Annotated in this window: 15 protein-coding genes and 1 riboswitch; of the genes, 4 read left to right on the top strand and 11 right to left on the bottom strand. The window is 66.9% G+C overall.

The features are described from left to right. Positions 1 to 127 precede the first annotated feature (127 nt). Complete coding sequence (locus tag EX20_RS25040) at positions 128 to 592, bottom strand: Lrp/AsnC family transcriptional regulator (protein ID WP_034195093.1); 465 nt, start codon at positions 590 to 592, stop codon at positions 128 to 130. Positions 593 to 707: 115 nt separating this feature from the next. Here EX20_RS25040 and EX20_RS25035 point away from each other — a divergent pair, with 115 nt between their 5' ends. Continuing rightward, entirely contained in the window at positions 708 to 1,346 is a 639-nt protein-coding gene (locus tag EX20_RS25035) for a LysE family translocator (protein ID WP_011882285.1), read from the top strand. A gap of 80 nt (positions 1,347 to 1,426) precedes the next feature. Here EX20_RS25035 and EX20_RS25030 read toward each other — a convergent pair whose 3' ends face one another. From EX20_RS25030 to EX20_RS25015, 4 genes are all read right to left on the bottom strand, one after another. Beyond that, on the bottom strand, positions 1,427 to 3,355 hold the full coding sequence (locus EX20_RS25030) for a TonB-dependent receptor domain-containing protein (RefSeq protein ID WP_034195092.1): 1,929 nt from the start codon (positions 3,353 to 3,355) through the stop codon (positions 1,427 to 1,429). A gap of 210 nt (positions 3,356 to 3,565) precedes the next feature. Beyond that, positions 3,566 to 3,758: riboswitch (cobalamin riboswitch) on the bottom strand. A gap of 246 nt (positions 3,759 to 4,004) precedes the next feature. After that, positions 4,005 to 4,982 (bottom strand): threo-3-hydroxy-L-aspartate ammonia-lyase, encoded by a 978-nt coding sequence (locus EX20_RS25025; protein ID WP_011882283.1) that lies wholly within the window; start codon positions 4,980 to 4,982, stop codon positions 4,005 to 4,007. A gap of 45 nt (positions 4,983 to 5,027) precedes the next feature. Continuing rightward, on the bottom strand, positions 5,028 to 5,666 hold the full coding sequence (locus EX20_RS25020; RefSeq protein WP_011882282.1) for a helix-turn-helix transcriptional regulator: 639 nt from the start codon (positions 5,664 to 5,666) through the stop codon (positions 5,028 to 5,030). After that, the gene (locus EX20_RS25015; RefSeq protein WP_011882281.1) at positions 5,663 to 6,184 is read right to left on the bottom strand and encodes a YbaK/prolyl-tRNA synthetase associated domain-containing protein; all 522 of its coding nucleotides are present in this window, start codon (positions 6,182 to 6,184) and stop codon (positions 5,663 to 5,665) included. The genes EX20_RS25020 and EX20_RS25015 overlap by 4 nt, the downstream gene beginning before the upstream one ends. Before the next feature lie 396 nt (positions 6,185 to 6,580). Between EX20_RS25015 and EX20_RS25010 the strand changes: the two genes are divergently transcribed. Together EX20_RS25010 and EX20_RS25005 are read left to right on the top strand one after the other, a co-directional pair. Further along, entirely contained in the window at positions 6,581 to 8,167 is a 1,587-nt protein-coding gene (locus EX20_RS25010; RefSeq protein WP_011882280.1) for an isocitrate lyase, read from the top strand. Between the two features lie 680 nt (positions 8,168 to 8,847). Next, entirely contained in the window at positions 8,848 to 10,713 is a 1,866-nt protein-coding gene (locus EX20_RS25005; RefSeq protein ID WP_034195091.1) for a phosphoenolpyruvate carboxykinase (GTP), read from the top strand. 166 nt (positions 10,714 to 10,879) lie between these two features. Here EX20_RS25005 and EX20_RS25000 read toward each other — a convergent pair whose 3' ends face one another. The 3 genes from EX20_RS25000 to EX20_RS24985 all read right to left on the bottom strand — a co-directional run bounded on the left by EX20_RS25000 (position 10,880) and on the right by EX20_RS24985 (position 17,457). Then, positions 10,880 to 12,544 (bottom strand): acid phosphatase, encoded by a 1,665-nt coding sequence (locus EX20_RS25000; protein ID WP_034195090.1) that lies wholly within the window; start codon positions 12,542 to 12,544, stop codon positions 10,880 to 10,882. Between the two features lie 678 nt (positions 12,545 to 13,222). Then, on the bottom strand, positions 13,223 to 14,629 hold the full coding sequence (gene otsA, locus EX20_RS24995) for an alpha,alpha-trehalose-phosphate synthase (UDP-forming) (RefSeq protein ID WP_014724847.1): 1,407 nt from the start codon (positions 14,627 to 14,629) through the stop codon (positions 13,223 to 13,225). Between the two features lie 806 nt (positions 14,630 to 15,435). Beyond that, positions 15,436 to 17,457: a TonB-dependent receptor gene (locus EX20_RS24985; RefSeq protein ID WP_034195089.1), complete on the bottom strand. Its 2,022-nt coding sequence runs from the start codon at positions 17,455 to 17,457 to the stop codon at positions 15,436 to 15,438. Between the two features lie 474 nt (positions 17,458 to 17,931). On the opposite strand from EX20_RS24985, the gene adhP reads away from it, so the two are divergent. Further along, positions 17,932 to 18,960, top strand: coding sequence for an alcohol dehydrogenase AdhP (gene adhP / locus EX20_RS24980; protein ID WP_014724850.1), 1,029 nt, complete (start codon positions 17,932 to 17,934; stop codon positions 18,958 to 18,960). 67 nt (positions 18,961 to 19,027) lie between these two features. Here adhP and EX20_RS24975 read toward each other — a convergent pair whose 3' ends face one another. From EX20_RS24975 to EX20_RS24965, 3 genes are all read right to left on the bottom strand, one after another. Then, on the bottom strand, positions 19,028 to 20,512 hold the full coding sequence (locus tag EX20_RS24975) for a sialidase family protein (protein WP_034195088.1): 1,485 nt from the start codon (positions 20,510 to 20,512) through the stop codon (positions 19,028 to 19,030). 431 nt (positions 20,513 to 20,943) lie between these two features. Next, the gene (locus EX20_RS24970; protein WP_034195087.1) at positions 20,944 to 21,375 is read right to left on the bottom strand and encodes a MarR family winged helix-turn-helix transcriptional regulator; all 432 of its coding nucleotides are present in this window, start codon (positions 21,373 to 21,375) and stop codon (positions 20,944 to 20,946) included. Continuing rightward, complete coding sequence (locus EX20_RS24965; RefSeq protein WP_034195086.1) at positions 21,372 to 22,289, bottom strand: alpha/beta hydrolase family protein; 918 nt, start codon at positions 22,287 to 22,289, stop codon at positions 21,372 to 21,374. Before EX20_RS24965 ends, EX20_RS24970 begins: the two co-directional genes overlap by 4 nt. Positions 22,290 to 22,425 lie beyond the last annotated feature (136 nt).

Here is a 22,425-nt window from a genome sequence, read left to right as displayed (position 1 = left end):
ACGCGCTGCGCGCGTTGCGATGAAACGCCGATGCACGGGCGGCCGCTGTGGGCGCGATGCCTCTCGCATCTCACAGCTCACATCGCGCGACTTGCCCCCACGTTCCCCCACGCCTGCCGAAACCGCTTCACCGCCTCGCCGGAAAATCGCTCGCGACGGCCGGCCGCGCGAGCCCGCGCGCCGGCAACGGCGTCGACATCACGATCGACGTGCGCGTTTCCCCATACAGATTGACGCGCTCGATCAACTGTTCGAGATGCGCCATGCTGACCGCGACGAAGCGCATCACGTACGAGTCGGCGCCGGTCACGTGATGGCACTCGACCACTTCGGGGATCGTCTCCAGCAGCTTCAGGAATTTCGCCTTCGCCGGCTGCGGCACGGTGATGCCGATCAGCGCGCTGACCGGATAGCCGGCGGCGGCCGGATCGATGCGCGCCGTGTAGCCGCCGATCACACCGGTCGACTCGAGACGCTTCACGCGCTCCGTCACCGCCGGCACGGACAGGTGAACCTGCCGCGCGAGTTCCGTATAGCTGATGCGGCCGTTGGCCTGCAGCAGCGCGATCAGCTTCCAGTCGAGTTCGTCCATCGCGTCGGAGTTTTTAAGGTGAAAGCGCCATTTTTCCTTAAAAACCGGCTTCAGCGGCGATCGGATTTTCCATACGATGCTTTCTCCAGTCATCACACATCGCCGGGAGCCGGTCATGCTGTTCATCAAGTCCGTCGTGATCGGGTTGTCGATCGCGCTGCCGGTCGGCCCGATCGGCATGCTGTGCATCCAGCGCAGCCTGAGCCGGGGCTTTCAAGCGGGGTTCGCGACGGGCCTGGGCGCCGCATGCGCCGACGCGCTCTACGGACTGCTCGGCGCGCTCGGTGTGGCCGGCGTCGTCACCGCGTTTCCGATGCTGACCGTCGTGCTGAAGATCGGCGGCGGCGCGTTTCTCATGTGGCTGGCCTGGACCATCGCGCGGCAGGGAGCGCCTGCGCCGGCCGCGCGCGCCGAACTGCCGCGCACGACCGCGCTGCGCGATTTCGTCACGACCTTCGGCCTGACGCTGTCCAACCCGATGACGATCCTGTCGTTCGTCGGAATCTTCGCGGCGCTCGGCCCGCTGGCCGGCGCGCACGACAGCGGAATGCGCGCGACGGTCGCGATGATGGTGGGCGGCGTGTTCGTCGGTTCGGCGGCGTGGTGGCTGTGCCTGAGCGGCACGAGCGCCGCGCTGCGCACCAGGATGCCGCCGGCGCTCATGTACGCACTCGCGCGCGTGTCCGCGGTCGTGATCGCGGGATTTGGCGCGATCCAGCTGATCGCAGGCGTGCGTGGCGTCGCAGGGGCGTGACGCGCATCGCGGCGCGACCGCGTATGCACGAGGACTCGATGCGGCACCGCCCGCGCGGGCCAGTGCCGTACCCGGCGCGATCAGAACGTATAGCTGATCTTGCCGAACGCAGTGCGGCCCAACGTGTTGTAGCCGTACGCGGTCATGTACTGGCGGTCGAACAGGTTCGACAACGTGGCCGACACCGTCAGATGCGCGTTGACCTTGTACGACGCGCGCAGGTTCACGCTCAGGTACGACGGCAGATAGGTCGTGTTGGCCGGGTCGTCGAACGTCGTGCCGCCGTAGCTAAGCGTGGCGCCGGTACTCAACGCATGCAGGCGCAATTCGTCCCACGTGTGGTCGACGCTCGCGCTGAAGGTCTGGCGCGGCCGGCGGCTCAGCCAGCTTTCGTTGGTCACGTCCTGCGGATTCAGGATGCCCACCGCGATGCTGACCGGCGTCGACCGGCCGATCGTCCCCTTGTACGACAGGTCGATGCCGCGGATATGCGCGCGGCCGATGTTCATCGGCGAGAACGTCGCCGGGTTGTACGCGATCAGGTTGTTGACGCGCGTGTCGTAAATCGCAGCGCTGAACGTGCCGTATGCCGTATTCGCATCGAGCGCCGCCTCGACCGAATCGCTGCGTTCGGGGTTCAGGTTCGGATTGCCGTAACCGGGGTAGTACAGGTCGTTGAACGACGGCAGGCGGAACGCATTGCCGTACGAGACGCGCGCCGCATACACCGGCGTGATCGCCCACGACAGCGCGACGTTACCCGTGTTCACCGCCTTGCCCATGATGATCTCGTGCCGGCCCGCGACGAACATCGTCACGCTGCCGAGCGTCGCCGACTGATGCAGCGAAAACGCCGAGTCGTTGCGCGTCGGTATGCCGTCCGGCAGGTCGGCAGGCAGGAACGCCTGCTCGCGCGTGAAGTCGTAGGCCAGCTTCGTCTCGCCCGACAGCGGCAGCCCGAACAGCCGGAAGCCGTGCTCCTGATGCGTGAGCGACGTCGACACGCTGATGCGCTGCGAATCGATCTGGTCGGTCGGGATGGTCGGATCGTTCGCATACAGGAACTGCCGGTCGCTCGCATAACCGAACGACTGCGCGAACTGCGTGTCGCGCGTGATGTCGAGATGGAACGCGACGCCGGTCGTCAGCTGATGGTCGAGTTGGCGATTCGCGAAGCCTGCGTTGTCGTAGGACAGGTCGGAGCGGTGATACAGCGCGAACGTCGAGACCGACCAGTTGCCGCGTGCATAGCCGAGACGCGCATCGAGATCCTGCGCGTGATACGGATTGCGTCCGGCCTCGTGGTACGGCAGCACTGGCTGCGTGGCGTCGATGCCGGCGGTGTTGTAGTCGTGCAGGCCGAGCGAGTAGGTGAGGCCGCCGAGCGCGGCGAGCGGGCCGGTGGACGGCACGGTGCCGGACGTGCGCAGCTGCGTATCGAAGGTCTTGTTCGAGCCGCCGCCGAACGACACGCTCGTCTGGTTCGGCTGACCCGCGGCGCGGCGCGTAAACAATTGCACGACGCCGCCCATCGCGTTCGCGCCGAACGACGCGGCGGCCGGCCCGGAGATCACCTCGACGCGCTCGAACGCTTCGGTCGGCAGGTCAGCCCACGGCGCGATGCCGGTGGTCGGCGAGCCGATCGGGATGCCGTCGATGAACACCGCCACCTGGCTCGCTGACGAGCCGCGGATGCTGACCGACGCGGACGAACCGGGGCCGCCGTTGGACGACACCGTCACACCGGGCAGCGTTGCGAGCGCCTGCGTGATGCTCGGCTCGCTGGGCGACAGCCGCTCGAGGTCGGCGCGCGTGAGTACCTGCGTCGTCGCATAGCGCTGGTCGAACGACTCGGGCAGGCGCCGCGTGTCGGTCACGGCGATGGTCGGCAGCTCCGTGCCGGCCGCGGGCGGCGACGCTTCGGCAGGCGTCGTGTCGCCGGCCGCGTGCGCGAGCGGGCAGAGCAGCGCCGATGCGGCGGACGTGGCGAGAAGGTGGCGAAGATTCATGATGCGGCGAGCGTGGTCGTGTTGCAGATGCGGCGTGCGCGCGAGCCGGCGCCGCGCACGCGGGCGGCGCAGCGGCGCGATGCTTCCGGCGCGGAAGCGAAGGCGGTAAGAATGGACATGCGAAGCGTTCAGAGGTCGGGGCCGTCCATGCAACGGGGCGACCGCCAACGGCGGTGCCGGCGCATCGGGACACCCCGCCCGGTGCGGCTGCTGGACCTCGGGTCGATGGCAGGTCTCCTGGCTTGCGGGTCGTCATCCGCGCCGGCCTTCCCGGTTTCCCAGTGGCGCGTGGTGGCGCGGATTCGCCGCTTACAGTTGCGGGGGCAGCCGCAGATTGGAGGCTCGGCCTCTGCTGCGTTCCCTTTTGATCCCGTCTCCGGGAACCATCGGTGCGCAAGCGTAAGGGCGAGCACGCCGGCACGTCAATCGTCGAATCGCGCAGGGGTGCGAAAAAACGTCACCGCGCGTCGAATGCTCGCGGATGGCGTGTCGCGGGCGCAACGGAGCGTATTTCACATCTGACGAAAGCGGCTGGCCGTGGCGGGGCGATATGAGGCTGGAACGCGCGCGTCCTCGTCGTTCGAACGAGGCGGTGGGGTGTTGCGCCGGGAGCGCGCGCCGCAGCCGCCGGCGCGCGCCCCCGGCGATTTCATGCGGCGGGACTGGAAACCAGTGCGGCGAAGTTCGCGAGGTCGACGTTGCCGCCGCTGATCACGATGCCGACGCGCTTGCCCGCGAGTTCGTCCTTCATCTTGCGTGCGGCCGCGAGCGACAGGCAGCCGGTCGGCTCGACGATGAGCTTCATCCGGGTTGCGAAGAACCGCATGCTGTCGACCAGTTCGGCGTCGGTCGCTGTCAGGATGTCGTCGACGTCGCGTCGCAGGATCTGGAACGTGAGGTTGCCCAGATGCTGCGTCTGCGCGCCGTCGGCGATCGTGCGCGGCGTGTCGATGTGCACGATCGCGCCGCTGCGGAACGATTGCTGGCCGTCGTTGCCGGCTTCGGGCTCGACGCCGTACAGCTTCGCTTGCGGCGACAGCGCCCGCGTCGCGAGCGCGGTGCCGGACAGCAGGCCGCCGCCGCCGAGCGGCGCGAACACCGCGTCCAGCGGCCCGACTTCGTCGAACAGCTCCTTCGCCGCCGTGCCCTGGCCGGCGATCACGTCCGCATGGTCGTACGGCGGGATCAGCGTGAGCCCGTGCTTCTCCGCCAGCTCGCGGCCGATCTGCTCGCGGTCTTCCGTATAGCGGTCGTAGGTCACGACGTTGCCGCCGTAGCCGCGCGTGGCGGCCATCTTCGCGGCCGGCGCGTCCTGCGGCATCACGATCGTCGCCGGGATGCCGAGCATGCGCGCCGACAGCGCGATCGCCTGCGCGTGGTTACCCGACGAGAAGGTGACGACGCCGTTGCGGCGCTGCGTGGCGTCGAAGCGCGACAGCGCGTTGAACGCGCCGCGGAACTTGAACGCACCCATGCGCTGCAGGTTCTCGCACTTGAAGAACACTTGCGCGCCGAGCGCGTCGTCGAGCGTGCTCGACGTCATCACGGGCGTGCGGTGCGCGTGGCCCTGCAGGCGCGCGGCGGCGGCCGCGACGTCGTCGTAGGTGGGAAGGGTCGGGTTGGTCATCGGTGGCTCTCGTCGATAGGGCGATCATCGGGGCGGGCGTGCCCGTCATTTTGCATCGTTGTATACGGTGGCGCGCGATACGCCGAGGTGCTGCGCGACGATTTCCATCGCGCGGCGCACCTCGAGAAAGCCGTCTGCCTTCAGCATCTGCATCAGCTCGCGCCGCTGGTCGGTCTTCAGTTCGCGCGGCGTGGACGCGAGACGCGTCGCGAACGCATCGATGCGCTGCCGGATCGCGTCGGCGCCGGCCGGATCGAGCGTGTCGGCGACCGGCGCGCCTTCGACGCTGCAGAACTGGTTCAGCATCCCCCGGAAGCCGCGGAACAGCGTGACGTCCGCGTTCAGGCACAGCGCGGCCACGTAATGGCCGCTCGAATCCTTGATGCCGATCGACGTGCTTTTCGCGGTGCGGCCGTCGGCGAAGCGGTTCGCGTAGTTCGCGAGCACCTGCGGGAAGTCGTCGTCCGCGATGCGCGCGAGGCCGAGTTCGGTCGCGGGATCGCCGACCGCGCGGCCCGACAGGTTGTTGTGGATCGCGAGGATCGCGTGCTCGGGCGTGCGCAGGTCGTGCACGACGACCTCGGTGAACGGCGCGAACATCGCGCCGAGCCCTTCGGCGATGCGCAGCACCTGTTCGATCAGCGATGCCTGCTCCGGCTGCGGCGTCGGGCGGGAACGGTTCATCGCGCGGCTTCGAGCGCAGGTGCGTCGGTGGTCTCGGGACGCGTGATGTCGGCGAGCAGCGGTCGGGCGATGCGCACGTAATCGGACGCGTCGAGCACGATCGAGCGGTCGAGGCGTCCGGCGTTGAACGCGATCGCGTCGTTGCGTTCGACCAGCGCCGGATCGACGACGAGCGTCACGCTCGCGTCGAACACGAACGGCGGCACGGCGCCCATCACGCAGCCGGTGACGGCGGCCGCGCGCTCCGGCGGCGCCAGCGTCGCCTTGCGACGGCCGAGCGCGTCGGCGACCTTGCGGAAGTCGATCTTCAGATGACCGGGGATCACTGCCAGCGCGGTCGCATCGCCGCCATCCTTGAACGTGCAGAGCATCGCCTTCGCGCCCTGTTCGGGACGCGTGCCGCGAATCGCGGCGATCACGTCGGATTTGCCCTCTGCGGGGTGCTCGAGCACGCGGAACCGCGCACCGTTGCTGGTCAGCAGCTCGCACAGCCCGTTGAAGACGGGGTATTCGGTCATGTCGTGGCAGGCCGTAGGAGTGCGCGCGCAGCGCGGTCGCAATAGATGAATCATCCAAGTATAGACGTTTTGTCGCGCCGCAGACAGAAAAGGGCGTTGGACGCACGGCAGGCAAGGCGCGCGCACCGTGTACCGAAAGGCCATTTCATGTTGCGAAATGGCGTGGGCGCTTTCGTGCCGCCTGTCTTTCCGTGCCTTGAAAAAGTGTTTTGCATCGCAAAAACGCGGACCTATCTCATTGAAAATTAACAGAAATTTATATCTTATGTCTTATATAAGAGTTGGCCGAAAGCGCGCCGTGCAGCGGTACTATTAAGTCCATGCAGTTCGCTTCGTCAGACGCGGCGGACACGCGGAACCCTTTACTCAAATGCGCTTCGTTCCCAGGAGATTGACATGTCCCAATATCAAGACGACATCAAGGCAGTGGCTGGCTTGAAGGAAAACCACGGCAGCGCGTGGAATGCCATCAATCCCGAGTATGCCGCTCGCATGCGCGCCCAGAACAAGTTCAAGACGGGCCTCGACATCGCGAAGTACACCGCGAAGATCATGCGCGCCGACATGGCTGCGTACGACGCGGATCCGTCCAAGTACACGCAGTCGCTCGGTTGCTGGCACGGCTTCATCGGCCAGCAGAAGATGATTTCCATCAAGAAGCACTTCAACAGCACCGAACGCCGCTACCTGTACCTGTCGGGCTGGATGGTCGCTGCGCTGCGCTCGGAGTTCGGCCCGCTGCCGGACCAGTCGATGCACGAAAAGACGTCGGTCAGCGCGCTGATCCGCGAGCTGTACACGTTCCTGCGCCAGGCCGACGCCCGTGAGCTCGGCGGCCTGTTCCGCGAGCTGGATGCCGCGAAGGACGCCGCTGCGAAGGCCGCGATCCAGCAAAAGATCGACAACCACGTGACGCACGTCGTGCCGATCATCGCCGACATCGACGCCGGTTTCGGCAACGCTGAAGCGACCTATCTGCTGGCCAAGCAGTTCATCGAAGCGGGCGCATGCTGCATCCAGATCGAGAACCAGGTGTCGGACGAGAAGCAGTGCGGCCACCAGGACGGCAAGGTCACGGTGCCGCACGAGGACTTCCTCGCGAAGATCCGCGCGATCCGCTACGCATTCCTGGAGCTGGGCGTGGATGACGGCATCATCGTCGCGCGCACCGACTCGCTCGGCGCCGGCCTGACCAAGCAGATCGCCGTGACGAACGCGCCGGGCGACCTGGGCGACCAGTACAACTCGTTCCTCGACTGCGAAGAACTGTCGGGCGACCAGCTCGGCAACGGCGACGTCGTGATCAAGCGCGACGGCAAGCTGCTGCGTCCGAAGCGCTTGCCGAGCAACCTGTTCCAGTTCCGCGCCGGCACGGGTGAAGCACGTTGCGTGCTGGATTGCATCACGTCGCTGCAGAACGGCGCCGACCTGCTGTGGATCGAGACCGAAAAGCCGCACATCGCGCAGATCGCCGGCATGGTCAACGAAATCCGCAAGGTGATCCCGAACGCGAAGCTGGTGTACAACAACAGCCCGTCGTTCAACTGGACGCTGAACTTCCGTCAGCAGGTGTACGACGCGCTGAAGGCCGAAGGCAAGGACGTGTCGGCATACGACCGTGCGCAACTGATGAGCGTCGAATACGACGACACCGAACTGGCGAAGCTCGCGGACGACAAGATCCGCACGTTCCAGGCCGATGCGTCGCGTGAAGCCGGCATCTTCCATCACCTGATCACGCTGCCGACGTACCACACGGCCGCACTGTCGACCGACAACCTCGCGAAGGAATACTTCGGCGAACAAGGCATGCTCGGCTACGTGGCCGGCGTGCAGCGCAAGGAAATCCGTCAGGGCATCGCGTGCGTGAAGCACCAGAACATGTCGGGTTCGGACATCGGCGACGATCACAAGGAATACTTCAGCGGTGAAGCTGCGCTGAAGGCAGCGGGCAAGGACAACACGATGAACCAGTTCTCGTAATCGTCATAGCCGCGGCACACGACGCCAACCCGTTGTTCACGGGTTGGCGTTTTTTTTCAGTCGCGCTCGGTCGTGAGGCAGTCGCAGCTCACCGTCGTAGCGGCCGTCGCACGTGTTCGCCCGAATTGCAGAAAGCGCGGTTTTGAGCGGTGCGTAGGCAGCGCGCTCGCAACAGATGTTTGTGTGCGCAACCTGATTCAGGGTTTGCCTGAGTAGCGAAAACACGGATCCGCGCAACGTGCGCTTGCGTACGTGGGCCACGCGAGGCGCCGACCAAAATTGCCGCTGGCGCGCAACCCTTGCACTGCAAAGCGCCGGGCCGTTTCGTCCGCGCGGAGCATGCAGCGAACCAGTAAAAACAACCCCTCTTCAAGCGACATGCCCGACCCATCGTCACGGTTGTTTCTTGTTGCAACGCAACGCCCGCGCAATATCGGCGATGGTATGCTGGCCTGCATGGAGTTGGACGGCAGGTTGTTCGCATGGCGAAACTCGCGTTCGTACACTCACGCGATCGTTCAGATAGTTCACATACGCTCGCCCGCATCGCGGCATCGACGCGCGCTCCGCTCGCGCGTCGCGCGCTGCGTGTCGCTTCAGTCTGCACGCCCACCGCAATCCCGATCTCGCGGGCTCGCCCCGCATCCTGTATCCCCGTCCAATAATCTGGAGACACCCCCATGTCGCAAAACTCATTGGCCGAAGCGACGCACGGCCCGCTGATCGCTCCTCCGGCATTCGTCAAACATCGCAAGCTGATCGACTGGGTGTCGCGCATCGCGGCGCTCACGGAACCCGAGCGCGTCGTGTGGTGCGACGGCTCGCAGCAGGAATACGACGCGCTGTGTCAGGCGATGGTCGATCAGGGCACGCTCAAGCGTCTGAATCCGGCGAAGCGGCCGAACTCGTATCTCGCGCAATCCGATCCGTCGGACGTTGCGCGCGTCGAGGATCGCACCTTCATCTGCACGGAATCGCCCGACGACGTGGGGCCGACCAACAACTGGATCGCGCCGGATGAAATGCGCGAGACGCTGAACGGCCTGTTTCGCGGCGCGATGCGCGGCCGCACGCTGTACGTGGTGCCGTTCTCGATGGGCCCGCTCGGCTCGCCGATCGCGCACGTCGGCGTCGAGCTGTCCGACAGCCCGTACGTGGTGGCCAACATGCGGATCATGACGCGCATGGGGCGCGACGTGTACGACGTGCTCGGCGAGGACGGCGCGTTCGTGCCGTGCGTGCACAGCGTCGGTCATCCGCTCGAAGCAGGGCAGCAGGACGTGCCGTGGCCGTGCAACCCGGTCAAGTACATCGTGCATTTTCCCGAGACGCGCGAGATCTGGAGCTTCGGCTCCGGCTACGGCGGCAACGCGCTGCTCGGCAAGAAGTGCTTCGCGTTGCGCATCGCGTCGACGATGGGCCGCGACCAGGGCTGGCTCGCCGAACACATGCTGATCCTCGGCGTGACGTCGCCGGCCGGCAAGAAGTATCACGTCGCGGCGGCATTCCCGTCCGCGTGCGGCAAGACCAACTTCGCGATGCTGATTCCGCCGAAGGGCTTCGATGGCTGGAAGGTCACGACGATCGGCGACGACATCGCATGGCTGAAGCCGGGTCGCGACGGCCGCCTGTATGCGATCAATCCGGAAGCCGGCTTCTTCGGCGTCGCGCCGGGCACCGGCGTGAAGACGAATCCGAATGCGATCTCGACGCTCACGGAGAACGTCATCTTCACGAACGTCGCGCTGACCGAGGACGGCGACGTGTGGTGGGAGGGGCTGACCGACACGCCGCCCGCCAAGCTGATCGACTGGCAGGGCAACGCGTGGACGCCGGAGCTCGGCAAGGAAACGGGCCGCAAGGCGGCGCACCCGAACTCGCGCTTCACCGCGCCTGCGTCGCAATGCCCGTCGATCGACGCGGACTGGGAAGATCCGGCCGGCGTGGCGATCGACGCGTTCATCTTCGGCGGGCGCCGTTCGACGACCGTGCCGCTCGTGACCGAAGCGCGCGACTGGATCGAAGGCGTATACATGGCCGCGACGATGGGCTCGGAAACGACTGCGGCGGCGGCGGGCCAGCAAGGCGTCGTGCGACGCGATCCGTTCGCGATGCTGCCGTTCTGCGGCTACAACATGAGCGATTACTTTGCGCACTGGCTGAAGCTCGGCAAGCAGCTCGAAGCGAGCGGCGCGACGCTGCCGAAGATCTACTGCGTGAACTGGTTCCGCAAGGACGCGAACGGCAAGTTCGTGTGGCCGGGCTTCGGCGAGAATATGCGCGTGCTGAGGTGGATGATCGAGCGCCTCGAAGGCAACGGCGGCGGCGAGGATCACGTGTTCGGCGTGACGCCCGCGTATGACGACCTGCACTGGGACGGGCTCGACTTCACGCGCGAGCAGTTCGATGCGGCGACGTCGATCGACGCGGCCGAGTGGCGCGACGAGCTGAAGCTGCACGCCGCGCTGTTCGAAACGCTGAAGTTGCGCCTGCCCGCCGAGCTGACGGAGACGATGAAGAAGATCGAGCAGCGTATCGGCAACTGAAGCGCGGTGTCTGCATGACGTGCCGCGCCGGCATGCGTTGCCGGCGCGGGACGTTTTCGTTGGTGCGCGCTGCCCGTGCGTCGACGCGCGGCATCGCACTGCATCGTGCGGCTGCTACACCGGTCGCAAGCCGCACGTCGTCGCTTCGACGAACCTCAGTGGGCCGTCAACCGAAATCGAGCGCGTTCGTCAGATCGCCCGGCGGCGGCGCGCCGCGCGAGGCGAACGCACGGTCGCGCGCGGCGACGCCGTCGAGCGGCGCGAGCCCATGCACGCGGCCGATGAAGCGCAGGATCGAGTTCGTGTCGTACATCGTGTGATCGACGTGGCCCTTCTTCGCGAACGGCGAGATCACCAGCGCGGGAATCCGCGAGCCCGGCCCCCAGCGATCGCCCACCGGCGGCGCGACGTGATCCCACCAGCCGCCGTTCTCGTCGTGCGTCATTACGATCACCGTGTTCGCCCACTGCGGGCTACGGCGGATGTGCTCGATCACGTTCGCGATGTGGCGATCGCCCGATTCGACGTCCGCGTAGCCGGCGTGCATGTTGAGGTTGCCTTGCGGCTTGTAGAACGTCACGGCCGGCAGCTTGCCCGCGTCGACCGCGGCGAGGAAGTGATTGGTCGAAGGATCGTCGCCGACGCCCGCGTCGCGCAGATGCTTGCGACGCGCATCGGTGCCCGGCGCGTAGTTCGCAAAGTAGTTGAACGGCTGGTGGTGATACTGGAAGTCGGGCACGCTCCCCGTGTCGCGATGCTCGAGCGCGTATTGCCACGCGCCGCTGTACCAGGCCCAGTCGACGTCCTTCTCCGACAGGCGATCGCCGATCGTCGCGTGAGCCTGCGGCGGCATCACGCGATGGTCTGCCGGGTCCGCATACGCGGCATTGCCGGGGTCCGCAGGCGGCACGTAGCTCGGCTGGTACGGCGGGGCCATCGTATTGACGCCGTAGCCGTCGGGCGTGAGGGCGCCGTCGGCTGCGAACTTCGGCGGGCCGTCGAGCGCCGACGCGGGCGAATTGGCGGCCAGCGCGAGGCGCGTGCCGGCCGGATCGTCGCCGTCCACCTTCGACAGCAGCTTCGTCGCCTGCGGATGCTTGTGTGCGTCGGGGTAGACCGGCGGCTGCGCGGAAATCAGGAACATGTGGTTGAGCCACGATCCACCGAATGCCGCCATGAAGAAGTTGTCGCACAGCGTGTACTGCCGCGCGAGGTTCCACAGGCGCAGCGTGTCGGCGGAGTTGCGGTAGTGGCCCATCACGAGGCCGCCCGAATCGGCCCATGCGGCGAACTGGTTGTTGCGGCCGCCGGCGATCTGCATCTGGTTCTGATAGAAGCGGTGCCACAGGTCGCGCGTGATCACGCCGTTGGGTAGCGGCTTGCCTTGCGCATCGGCGAGCCGGAACGGCGCGTTCGGCAGCTTGTCGATGTCGCGTTCGGCAATCACGTAACGCTTGCCGTCGACTTCCTGCGCCTGCGGCACGAGCCCGCCCCAGATTTTCGGGAGCACGGGCAGCGGCGTCTTACCGTCGCGGTCGAGTTGCTGTGCCTGCTCGGGCTTCACCGCGCTCAGCGGATACTGCACGCCCGGGAAATCGCCGTACAGATTCGCGAAGCTGCGGTTCTCGGCAAAGATCACGACGATGTGACGCACGTGTCGGCGCAGTGTTTCGTCGAGCTGCAGGTCGGCGGCCGTGCGCGGCGCACGTCCCGACGTGATCTCGCAGCCGCCTAGCGCGACGCCCGCACCGAGCGTGGCGAGGCCACCGAGCACACGGCGGCGCTCGGCATCAACGGGAAGATCGTCGGGGCGGTCGGGGGTGTCGGTCACGTCGTGGTCTCCTCGAATGGGCGATGGTCGTTCGATGTGGGGCGCGCTGGGTGGTGCATGCTGGCGTGCGCGCAGGTGCACGAGAGCCGGCGTCGTGCGGGCTCACGGCGGTGTGCTTCGCGCTGTCACGAAAATGTCATGCACGCGACTATAGCGCGGTCGGCTGGGGCGATGAAAGGGATTTGTCGGAGCTATGCGGCGACGGTGGGCGCGGCGGGCGGGAATCGAGGGTGGTGGGGTGGCAGGGCGGTTCGTGCGAGCAACATCCGCTTGTGGTGCGCTGCGTCATTCATCCGATTGAGCGACGTGGCGAGATGCGGGCGCGGTGGCATTTTTGTCTGCGTGGCTGCTCGCGTTTTGCGAATGGCGCGCACGCGTGCGCGGCCGGATGCGCGATGCGACTGATCGATACGATCTGAAGAAACGTCTTCGACAGGACCGGACTACGCAGAATTGCGGATCACGGCGGAACGTTCGCGGCGTCGGTGCTGTCGCGCGCGAACGATGCGAACGATGCGAACGATGCGAACGATGCGAACGATGCGATGCGCAATCGCACCTCGCCCGCGATCGTCAGTCAGGACGCAGCGGCCGCATCGACTTCGGTCGCTTCGGTCGGCGTATCAAGAAAGCGCATGCGCTACCCACGTCGCATAACGGCGTACCCGCGAACGCAAATCAGGACGCAGCCGCCGCCGCAACTTCGGCCGCTTCGGTCAGCGCATCGAGAAAGCGCGTGCGCCACCAGTGCACATCGGTCTTGCGCACGATCGCCATCAGCGCGTTGTGGCGCTGGCGGCGCTCGTCGAGCGGCATCGTGAGTGCGCGTTGAATCGCCTGCGCGGTGCCCTGCGTGTCGTACGGATTGACGAGCAGCGCGGGCTTCAGTTGCTCGGCTGCGCCGGCGAAGCGCGACAGCACGAGCACGCCGGGATCAGCCTCGTCCTGCGCGGCAAGAAACTCCTTCGCGACCAGGTTCATCCCGTCTCGCAGCGGCGTAACGAGCGCGACACGGCTTGCGCGATAGAGGCCGGGCAAGCGCTTGCGCGCAACGGTCCGATGAATGTAGCGCATTGGCATCCACTCGAGCTCGCCGTAGTCGCCGTTGATCGCACCGCACAGACTGTCCATCTCGCGCCGCAGGTCGTCGTAGGCGCCGAGATCCTCGCGGCTCGGCGCGGCGATCTGGATCAGCGTCGCGCGGTCGCGATTCTCCGGATACTGTTCGAGCAACTGACGGAACGCATGCACGCGTTGCGGCAGGCCCTTCGTGTAATCGAGACGATCGACGCCGACGAGCAATTGACGGCGCGAATATTCATCGCGCATCCGCTCGAACATGTCGATGCCGTCGCGATTCTCCGCCAGCGCCGCGAATTCGTCGACGTTGATGCCGATCGGAAACGCGCCGGCCGACAGCGTGCGGCCGAACGCACGCAGGCGACCGTCGGGCAGACGCGCGGCGCCGGCCTCGGCCTCGACGTAGTGCTCGAAGTGCAGCAGATCGGATTCGGTCTGAAAGCCGACGAGGTCGTACGCAAACAGCGCGCGCATCAGCCATTCGTGCTCCGGAATCGCGGCCATGATCGGCGGCGGCGGCATCGGAATATGCAGGAAGAAGCCGATCGGATTCGTGCAGCCCATCGCGCGCAGTTCGGCGGCGAGCGGAATCAGTTGATAGTCGTGAACCCAGATGGTGTCGTCCGGCCGCAGCAGCGTGCTGAGCTTGCGCGCGAACAGCTGGTTCACGCGTCGGTAGCCGTCGGCGAAGCGGCGGTCGAACTGCGCGAGATCGAGCCGGTAGTGGAACACCGGCCATAGCACGTTGTTCGAGTAGCCGAGATAGTACGCGTCGTAATCCTGCGGATCGAGATCGATCGTCGCGAGCTGGATCCCGCCGACGTTCTGGATCTGCACGTCGTCGCCCTGCGCGGGTCGCTCGCCCTCGCTGCGCAGCCTGCCGCTCCAGCCGAACCAGACGCCGCCCGATTCCTGCAGGCTGTCTTTCACGGCTACGGCAAGGCCGCCGGCGGCGGCTTTACGGGGATCTGCAATGCGATTGGATACGACGACGAGTCGGCTCACCAGCTCTCCTGCGAATGGTTGGGGAAGGTTCGTGCGGCCAGGGCGCGAGGCGGACGCCGCCACCGACGCGAGGCGCGATGGGGCCGCGGTACGATCGGCAGGGAATCAGGGGCTGCGATTCGCCGTCCGAACGTGGAGTGCTTTTTAAGCATACTCGTCATTCGCCTGATTTAAAAGTGCGCGTCCGGGTTGAACGGAATGGCGCGCGGTCGCAATACGCGTCGTGTGCCGTATCGGATCTTCGGGAATAAAAATTGCGCATCGAGCCGATAAAAACGCGCAAGCGCTGTTCGTGCGTCGCTGAATCGCGACCGCGATTGAGCCGATGGCCGGCGGCACGTTGCGCTCGGTTGCGCAGCGGTCGACGCATCCCTGCGCGATCACTACCCCGCGCTCATACGTGCAGGTTGCATACGCGTCGTCCGCACGAACAAGTTGCGCGAGCAACGGTTTGCAGAAGTCGTCGATATCGGCGCTCGCTTCGGCTTGCTTGCCGGTCCGTGCGCGAGTTCGACGATGTCGCGCGCGACGGATTCGTAGCCGGCCGCGCTCCACACGATCTCGGCGACGCGTTCACGTGCGCGATCGGTCGTGTCAGGCGCGCTCGCCATCGTGTCCTTCAGTTGGCGAGTTGATCCTGCGGATGCTAGTGCGCCTGTCGGACTTCGGTCAGCTCGAGCCCGCTGTCGGTGGTGTGTGTCCGGACCTCGTGACCACGCACTCAGTGCGCGAGACGCGCGAACGCGCAGTTTCCCGCCGCCGACCGGCCCGCGACCTGCGTCGCGGACCGGTCGGCGGTCAGAACGTCAGAACGTCGTACGCAGGCCGGCCATCACGCTGCGGCCGCCTTGCGGCGCGAAGGTGCGCACGACGGACGTCGCGTAGCGGATTTCCTGGTTCGTCAGGTTATCGCCGCGCAGGAACGCGAGCCAGTGCGTCGCGCCGACGCGGAACTTGTAGGTCAGCAGCACGCCGAGCGACGTGTAGCCGTCCGTCGGGAAGTCGTTGTCGGGCACGCGATGCTGCGCCCACGCGCGCGTGAGCTGTGCGCGTGCGCCGAACGGGCCGTAGCCGTAGTCGGCGGCGAGCGTCGCGCGCAGCGGTGCGATGCGCGGCAGCGGCTGGCCGGTGTCGACGTTGCGCGCGTGCGTGTAGTCGGCGGTGAGTTCCAGATCGATCGTGTGGCCGCGCTGCGCGAACGCGCGCCACTTGCCGTCGAGCTCGACGCCATAGAACTCCGCGCGCACGCCGCGGTAGATCGCCTCGTCGAGCGCATCGGCGGTGCCGGGCGCGACCGGGTCGCCGTGGTCGTCGACGATCCGGCCCGTGTTGTACTCGGCCAGGTAGTTGGAGAAGCGGTTGTAGAACACCGCGACGCTGCCGCGGTTCGGGCCGCTCGCATAACGCAGCGACAGGTCGGTCGATACGGCCTTTTCCTTCGACGCGTTCGGGTTGCCGATCAGGAACTGCCCGGTCGCATCGTGCGGGCCGTTCGAGTAGAGCTCGTAGAAGGTCGGGGCGCGTTCCGTGTACGCGACGTTTGCCGCGACAGACCACACGGGCGTCAGCGACAGCAATGCGCCGGCCGACACGCTGCCGGCGTTGAAGTCGCGCGCTCGCGCGTCGGCGAACTTCGCGATCCCGGCCGGATCGGGATCGACCTGCACGTGCTCGAACCGTCCGCCGACGCTCAGCTTCAGCGCCGGGGCGACCTGCCATTCCTCGAGGCCGAACAGCGCGACGCTGTTGGTGCGCGTCGACGGCACGAGCATTTCGTCGCCGAGCGCGGAGAACGTGTTCTGGCCGAACTGCACGCCGAGTGCGCCTTCGAACGGGCCGATGCGCCGGTGCCGCGCTTCGATGCGCGCCTCGTAGCCGCGGTTGCGGAACACGGTCGCGGTTTCGCCGTCGTCGACCTCCTTGTGCCGATAGTCGGTGTACGCGAAGTCGAATTTCAGCTTCGTGAACGGGCCGTCGAGATTGCGCATCTCGGACGCGAACGCGACGCGCTCCTGGCGCATCCGCAGGCGCACGCCGTCTTCCGCGACCGAACCGTAGTTCGATTCGTAGCCGCTGTACGACAGGCCGGCGAAACCGTCGGCCCACGTGTACGCGCTGCCGACCGCGCCGCCGTGCACGCGGCCGTCGCTGTTCGGAACGCTCCCGGAGGGTTGCGGCGTGTCGGCGTCGTCCGTCGAGCGCAGTGCGCTGCTGCGCGCATAGCCGGGAATCCGCAGCTTGCCGGTCTCGCGATCGAACGCGTCGACGTGAAACGCGAAGTGGCCGTTGCCGGCTTCGACCTGGGCGGCGCCGGCGCGCACTGCGTTCGCGCCGCCGTAGCGCGCGTCGAGCGCGCCCGTCACGCCTTCGATCGCTTCGCGCGGAATGCGGTTGTCGATCGTATTGACCACGCCGCCGACCGCATTACCGCCGTACAGCAGCGCGGCCGGCCCGCGCACGATCTCGATGCGCTCGATCGACAGCGGGTCCTCCGGCACCGCATGGTCGTACGACAGCGACGACGCATCGTAGGCGGCGACGCCGTTCTGCAGCAGCCGGATCCGGTCGCCGTCCATGCCGCGGATGATCGGCCGGCCGACCATCGGCCCGTAAGTCGTGGTCGACACGCCGGGCAGGCCGTCGAGCGTTTCCCCAAGCGAATCGGCCTGGCGGCGCGTGAGCGCGTCGCCGCTCAACTGCGTGGTGGCGGCGATCGGGTCGGTGTCGCCGAGCGGGTTCGCGGTCACGAATATCGGCGCCAGCGGCGCGGGCGGCGACGTGGCAGGCGGGTCGGCCGCATGGGCGGGCGTGACGGCGGCGAACAGCATCAGAGAGACGGGCTGAAGCCGGCGAAGCGGTAGACGGCGAAGGTCGCGCATGAGCGGTGAAGACATTGGAATTTGTGTAGAAATCGGATCGGAATGTCAGCCCGGCGAGCACACATCGAAACGATATATTGTTTCATCGCGTGCGCGCACCGACCCGCTGCGGATCCGATCCGGCGGCGCCCGGCCGTGTCGATAACGCACCATGACGACGGACGAGCATCGATAATGATACGTTATATCATTTCTGATTCAAACCGGGACGATGCCGCCCATGCGCCGACGTACCGCTTCATCGGCGACGCCGGCCAACGGCCCGAGGCGGTGCTGCGAGCGTGCGCACGGCCGCGCTGCACACGACGGCGCGCTGCGAACCGGCCGCAATCGCGTGCGTTTCCCGTAGCGTTGATACGTATCAAGTCGTTGCGGTCTCGAGCCCGGATACTGGCCCGGTCATCGACCAGACAGGAGCAGGGCATGACCCAAACCATGAAAGCGGCCGTCGTTCACGCATTCGGCGAACCGTTGCGTATCGAGGAAGTCCCGGTGCCGACGCCCGGCCCCGGCCAGATTCTCGTCAACATCAAGGCGACGGGCGTCTGCCATACCGACCTGCACGCCGCCGACGGCGACTGGCCCGTGAAGCCGACGCTGCCGTTCATTCCCGGCCACGAAGGGGTCGGCATCGTCGCGGCAGTCGGCGCGGGCGTCACGCATGTGCGCGAAGGCGATCGCGTCGGCGTGCCGTGGCTGTACACGGCGTGCGGCCATTGCGAGTACTGCCACACGGGCTGGGAAACGCTGTGCCACGGACAGGAGAACACGGGCTACTCGGTCAACGGCAGCTACGCGGAATACGTGCTGGCCGATCCGAACTACGTCGGCCATCTGCCGGCGCAGGTCGCCTTCGACGAGATCGCGCCGATCCTGTGCGCGGGCGTGACGGTCTACAAGGGCATTCGCGTCACCGATACGCGTCCGGGCCAGTGGCTCGCGATTTCCGGCATCGGCGGCCTCGGCCACGTGGCCGTGCAGTACGCGCGGGCGATGGGCCTGCACGTCGCGGCCATCGACGTGTCGCCGGCGAAGCTCGAGCTCGCGCGGCAACTGGGCGCGGAGCTGACGATCGACGCATCGGTCGACGATCCGGCGAAGGTCATCCAGAAGGAAATCGGCGGTGCGCACGGCGTGCTGGTCACGGCCGTATCGCGCAGCGCGTTCGCGCAGGCGCTCGGGATGGTCCGGCGCGGCGGCACGGTCGCGCTCAACGGCTTGCCGCCGGGCGATTTTCCGCTGCCGATCTTCTCGACCGTGCTGAACGGCATCACGGTGCGCGGCTCGATCGTCGGCACGCGCCGCGATCTGCAGGAGTCGCTCGATTTCGCTGCGGACGGCCTCGTGCGCGCGCATATCCATCGCGACCGGCTCGGCAACATCAACGACATCTTCACCCGTTTGCGCGAAGGGAAGATCGACGGGCGCATCGTGCTGACCGACATGCAGTGACGCGCCAGCGTCGGATGCGCAGCCGCGACGCGCGAAACGTCGCGGCTGCGCTGCGCTTACGTGCGCATCACGGCGCGAAGAACACGTCGGTGCGGTTCGTCAGGTTGCCCGCGTTGGTCTGCACGAACAGCGGGTGGAACGACGAAGACGGCAGCACGTCGAGCCCTTGGTAGTCGCCGATGAAAAAGCCTTCCGCGTTCGGCGCGAGCTTCATGTCGAACGGACCGCCGACGCGCCGCTCGTCGGCGAACGTCGCACCGCCGTCGTGCGAGATCTTGCGCCAGAATCCGGTCGGCAGCGTCGTCGTGTTGCCGGCCGCGAGGTCGCGGAAGTCGTAGTAGGTGACCATCACCGCCCCGGCGCTGTCGACCCGCACCGACGGATTGAACGCCGCACGCCCGGTCGGCGTGTTTACCTGCAGCGGCGCGCTCCAGCTCGCGCCGCCATCCTTCGACGTCGATAGCGCGATCTCGTCGTAGTTGCCGCCGTTGAATCGACCGTCCTGCCAGACGACGTAGAGCTGTCCGGACGCGGCATCGATCGCGGGCTCCGGAATGATGTCGCCGGTGCGCACCGGTTCGCCGGTGTTCGGGTCGGTCACGCCGGCCGTCTGCAGCGCGGCGATCACCTGCGGCTTGCTCCACGTCGCGCCGTCGTCGCTCGACTTGATGAACGCGACCTTGCCGGCCGCCTTGTTGAACGGCGGCTGGATCAGATCGAAGAAGTCGTACAGCGTGCCCGTCTTCGGATCGACGACGATCTGGTTGCCGATCGTCTGCTGGCGCGACGGCACGTCGACGATCACCTTCGCCGCGCTCCAGGTCTTGCCGCCATCGGTCGTCTTCGAGAAGAACGTCGGCCCGCGGTACGCCTGCGTGTGCAGGTTCGCATACGGGTTGCCGTTGGGCAGCTCGAGGCGGTCCCACACCGCATACGCGGTGCCGGCCTTCACCGGGTTCGCGGTGACCGATTCCTTGTCGTTGAAGAACTGCGTCGTCGGTTCGTCGTTCGCGATCAGCACGGCCGGGCGGCTCCACGTTTGCCCGCCATCGGCCGACACGGACGCCGCGACCGCGTTGCTGTTGTTCGACTGATTGAACGAGATCGACACGGAGTACGCGGTGCCGTCCGGCCCGAACGACACCCACGGATCGGACGCGCGCTCGTACTTCAATCCGCCCGGCGCGCAGGCGCTGAACGGTTGCGGCGTGCGCGCCCAGGTCGAGCCGCCGTCGAACGTGTAGCCGGCGACGAGCCCGTGCGCGCCGCCGTTCGACCAGCGGTCCTGTTGCCATACCGCGATCATGTTGGTCGGATTCGCGGGGTTCACCGACAGCCAGGGCTCGACCTCGGCGTTCACGTAGTTCGTGCCGGGGCCGCCGATGGTGCAGGCGGCGAACGGGCTGGGCCCCGACACGACGACCGGGTCGGCATGGGCCGCGGTCGCGACGGCGGCCATCGCCAGCGCGCCGGAGAGTCGGCTAAATCGGCTGAGTCGAGTCAGGCGGGTGAGGCGGGTGACGGGCGAGTGGAACACGATCTGGCGTCGCATGGACTGCTCCTCGTTGAGGTGCGGCAGCGATGGCATGGCGAGCCGACACGAACCGGCGCACGGCAACGGATGCCGTGCACGAGACGGATCGGGCGATCAGGAAGCCGCTTCGGTCATCGCAAGCCGCAGGTGCTGGATCCCGCCAGCACGTCGGTGAGACTCCGCTTCGTTTTCATTGCTTTTCGTTGCTTGGTCGGCGCCTACGACGAATGCATCGAAGTGGAATGGAATGTAGGTGATCCGTATGCGGCGCGGGGGGCAATTTTTTGTAACAGAGCGTAGCCGGAAAGCGTTGCCGAAACGGCTCGCGCAGGCGCGCAAAATTTTCCTTCGAAAAACTTCGGAAACCGAATCGAAGCGCGAATTGGAATCGCTATCGATTAGGTGCGGAACGCGGTGCACGCAGCCGATGCGGCGCGCCGCGCCGGCGGTCAGCGCTCGGCCGGAAAGCGCTGCTGCAAGGCGTTCAGCCAGCGCGCGACGACGTCGAGTTCGTCGTCGGAGAAGCCGTCGGACAGCTTGCCGTTCAGCTCGCGCAGCAACACGCGCGCGCGCTTGAGCGCCGCATGACCTTCGTCGGTGAGGAACAGACGCGTTGCGCGCCCATCGTCCGAATCGGCGTGGCGCGTGAGCAGGCCGGCCTTCGCCATCCGGTCGGCGAGCCCCGTCATCGCGGACGGCGCGAGTTGCAGCGCCGCGCCGACTTCGCCGATCAGCGCGCCGTCCTGCTTCGCGAGGAAGAACAGCACGCCGGCCTGCGCGGCGCTCGCGCGCGCGTCGGTCTCGGCCTTGCGGTCGACCCAGCGCTGTACGCGCCGCTGGCCGATGTTCAACAGAAAAAACAGTCGTCGATGTTCGCTCAAGCTCGGTTCCCGGCTGCGATGGAAAGGGATGGGCGGTCGGCGTCGCGGCGCGCGTCGAGCGCCTGCGCGAGCCAGTCGGCGACGCCCGGCCACAGCACGGCGCCCGGCCGGCTGCGGAAGAAGCCCATGTGCCCGACCGGGCCGGTGCCCGCCGCGTGCGGATCGATCTGCCGGCGTTCGACGGCCGCTCCGGTCAGGTAGCTTACCAGCAGGTCGATGGCGCGCCGATTGGCCCACGGATCGTCGTCGAAGCCGACCGCGAGAATCGGCAGCCGCTGTTTCGAAAAGCGCTCGGCCGCGCCGAGCGTCGGATCGTCGAAGAAGTAGTGCGGCAGCGCGGTCCAGCGGCTCCATTCGCGGAACACGCCGGCCGGCAGGTCCTCGCCGAGCCCGAGCCGCTTGCCCGGCACGTAGCCGAGCAGCGCCGACGCGAGCGGACCGAGCACGTGCAGGATCAGGCGCACCTTCAGGCGTTCGGCCGCACTTTCGATCAACCGCGTGCTGCCCGCGTGGGCGGCGACCAGCACGGCGGCGCGCAGATGCGCGGTGCCGGCCGACAGGCCGACCGCGTGGCCACCGACGCTGTGCCCGACCGCCAGCAGCGGCAGTGCGCGGTGCGTGTCGCGCGCCCATGCGATGGCCGCGCCGACGTCGAGTTCGATCCAGTCGCGCATGCGGGCCTGCAGCTTGTTGAGCCGCGCGGGCCGCGATGCGCCGATCCCGCGATAGTCGTAGGTCAGCGCCGCGAAGCCGCGCGTCGTCAGAAAGCGTGCGAAGCCGGCGTACAAGCGCTCGGGCACGGCGGTCGCCGGGTGGATCAGCACCAGCGCGCGCGGCGGCGCGTCCGGCGACCAGAGCGTGCCGCGCAGCGCATAGCCGTCGGCGGCGGAAAACGCGATGGGTTCCGATGTCATGTCCGTCCTCGTTCAGAAAGGTAATTTGCATGCGAAATATAGTTCTCGGTGTATTTCGCGTACGAAATATCTGTCGAGGATGTCCTCGAACGGCTTTCCCGTGGCGCGTTGCAACATCGGCATGCGCGCCGTCCTG

The sequence above is a fragment of the Burkholderia sp. WP42 genome, assembly GCF_000745665.1.
GTDB lineage: Bacteria > Pseudomonadota > Gammaproteobacteria > Burkholderiales > Burkholderiaceae > Burkholderia > Burkholderia vietnamiensis.
The sequence above is the reverse complement of the archived record's forward strand: the minus strand, read 5'-3'. Positions and strand labels throughout refer to the sequence as shown.

Excerpts from the sequence above, each read along its gene's own strand:
- adhP (WP_014724850.1), top strand. The coding sequence starts at position 17,932 with ATGACCCAAACCATGAAAGCGGCCGTCGTTCACGCATTCGGCGAACCG.
- EX20_RS25005 (WP_034195091.1), top strand. The coding sequence starts at position 8,848 with ATGTCGCAAAACTCATTGGCCGAAGCGACGCACGGCCCGCTGATCGCT.
- EX20_RS24965 (WP_034195086.1), bottom strand. The coding sequence starts at position 22,289 with ATGACATCGGAACCCATCGCGTTTTCCGCCGCCGACGGCTATGCGCTG.
- EX20_RS25025 (WP_011882283.1), bottom strand. The coding sequence starts at position 4,982 with ATGACCAACCCGACCCTTCCCACCTACGACGACGTCGCGGCCGCCGCC.
- EX20_RS25040 (WP_034195093.1), bottom strand. The coding sequence starts at position 592 with ATGGACGAACTCGACTGGAAGCTGATCGCGCTGCTGCAGGCCAACGGC.
- EX20_RS25015 (WP_011882281.1), bottom strand. The coding sequence starts at position 6,184 with ATGACCGAATACCCCGTCTTCAACGGGCTGTGCGAGCTGCTGACCAGC.
- EX20_RS25035 (WP_011882285.1), top strand. The coding sequence starts at position 708 with ATGCTGTTCATCAAGTCCGTCGTGATCGGGTTGTCGATCGCGCTGCCG.
- EX20_RS24975 (WP_034195088.1), bottom strand. The coding sequence starts at position 20,512 with ATGCGACGCCAGATCGTGTTCCACTCGCCCGTCACCCGCCTCACCCGC.
- EX20_RS25030 (WP_034195092.1), bottom strand. The coding sequence starts at position 3,355 with ATGAATCTTCGCCACCTTCTCGCCACGTCCGCCGCATCGGCGCTGCTC.
- EX20_RS24985 (WP_034195089.1), bottom strand. The coding sequence starts at position 17,457 with ATGCTGTTCGCCGCCGTCACGCCCGCCCATGCGGCCGACCCGCCTGCC.
- EX20_RS25010 (WP_011882280.1), top strand. The coding sequence starts at position 6,581 with ATGTCCCAATATCAAGACGACATCAAGGCAGTGGCTGGCTTGAAGGAA.
- EX20_RS25020 (WP_011882282.1), bottom strand. The coding sequence starts at position 5,666 with ATGAACCGTTCCCGCCCGACGCCGCAGCCGGAGCAGGCATCGCTGATC.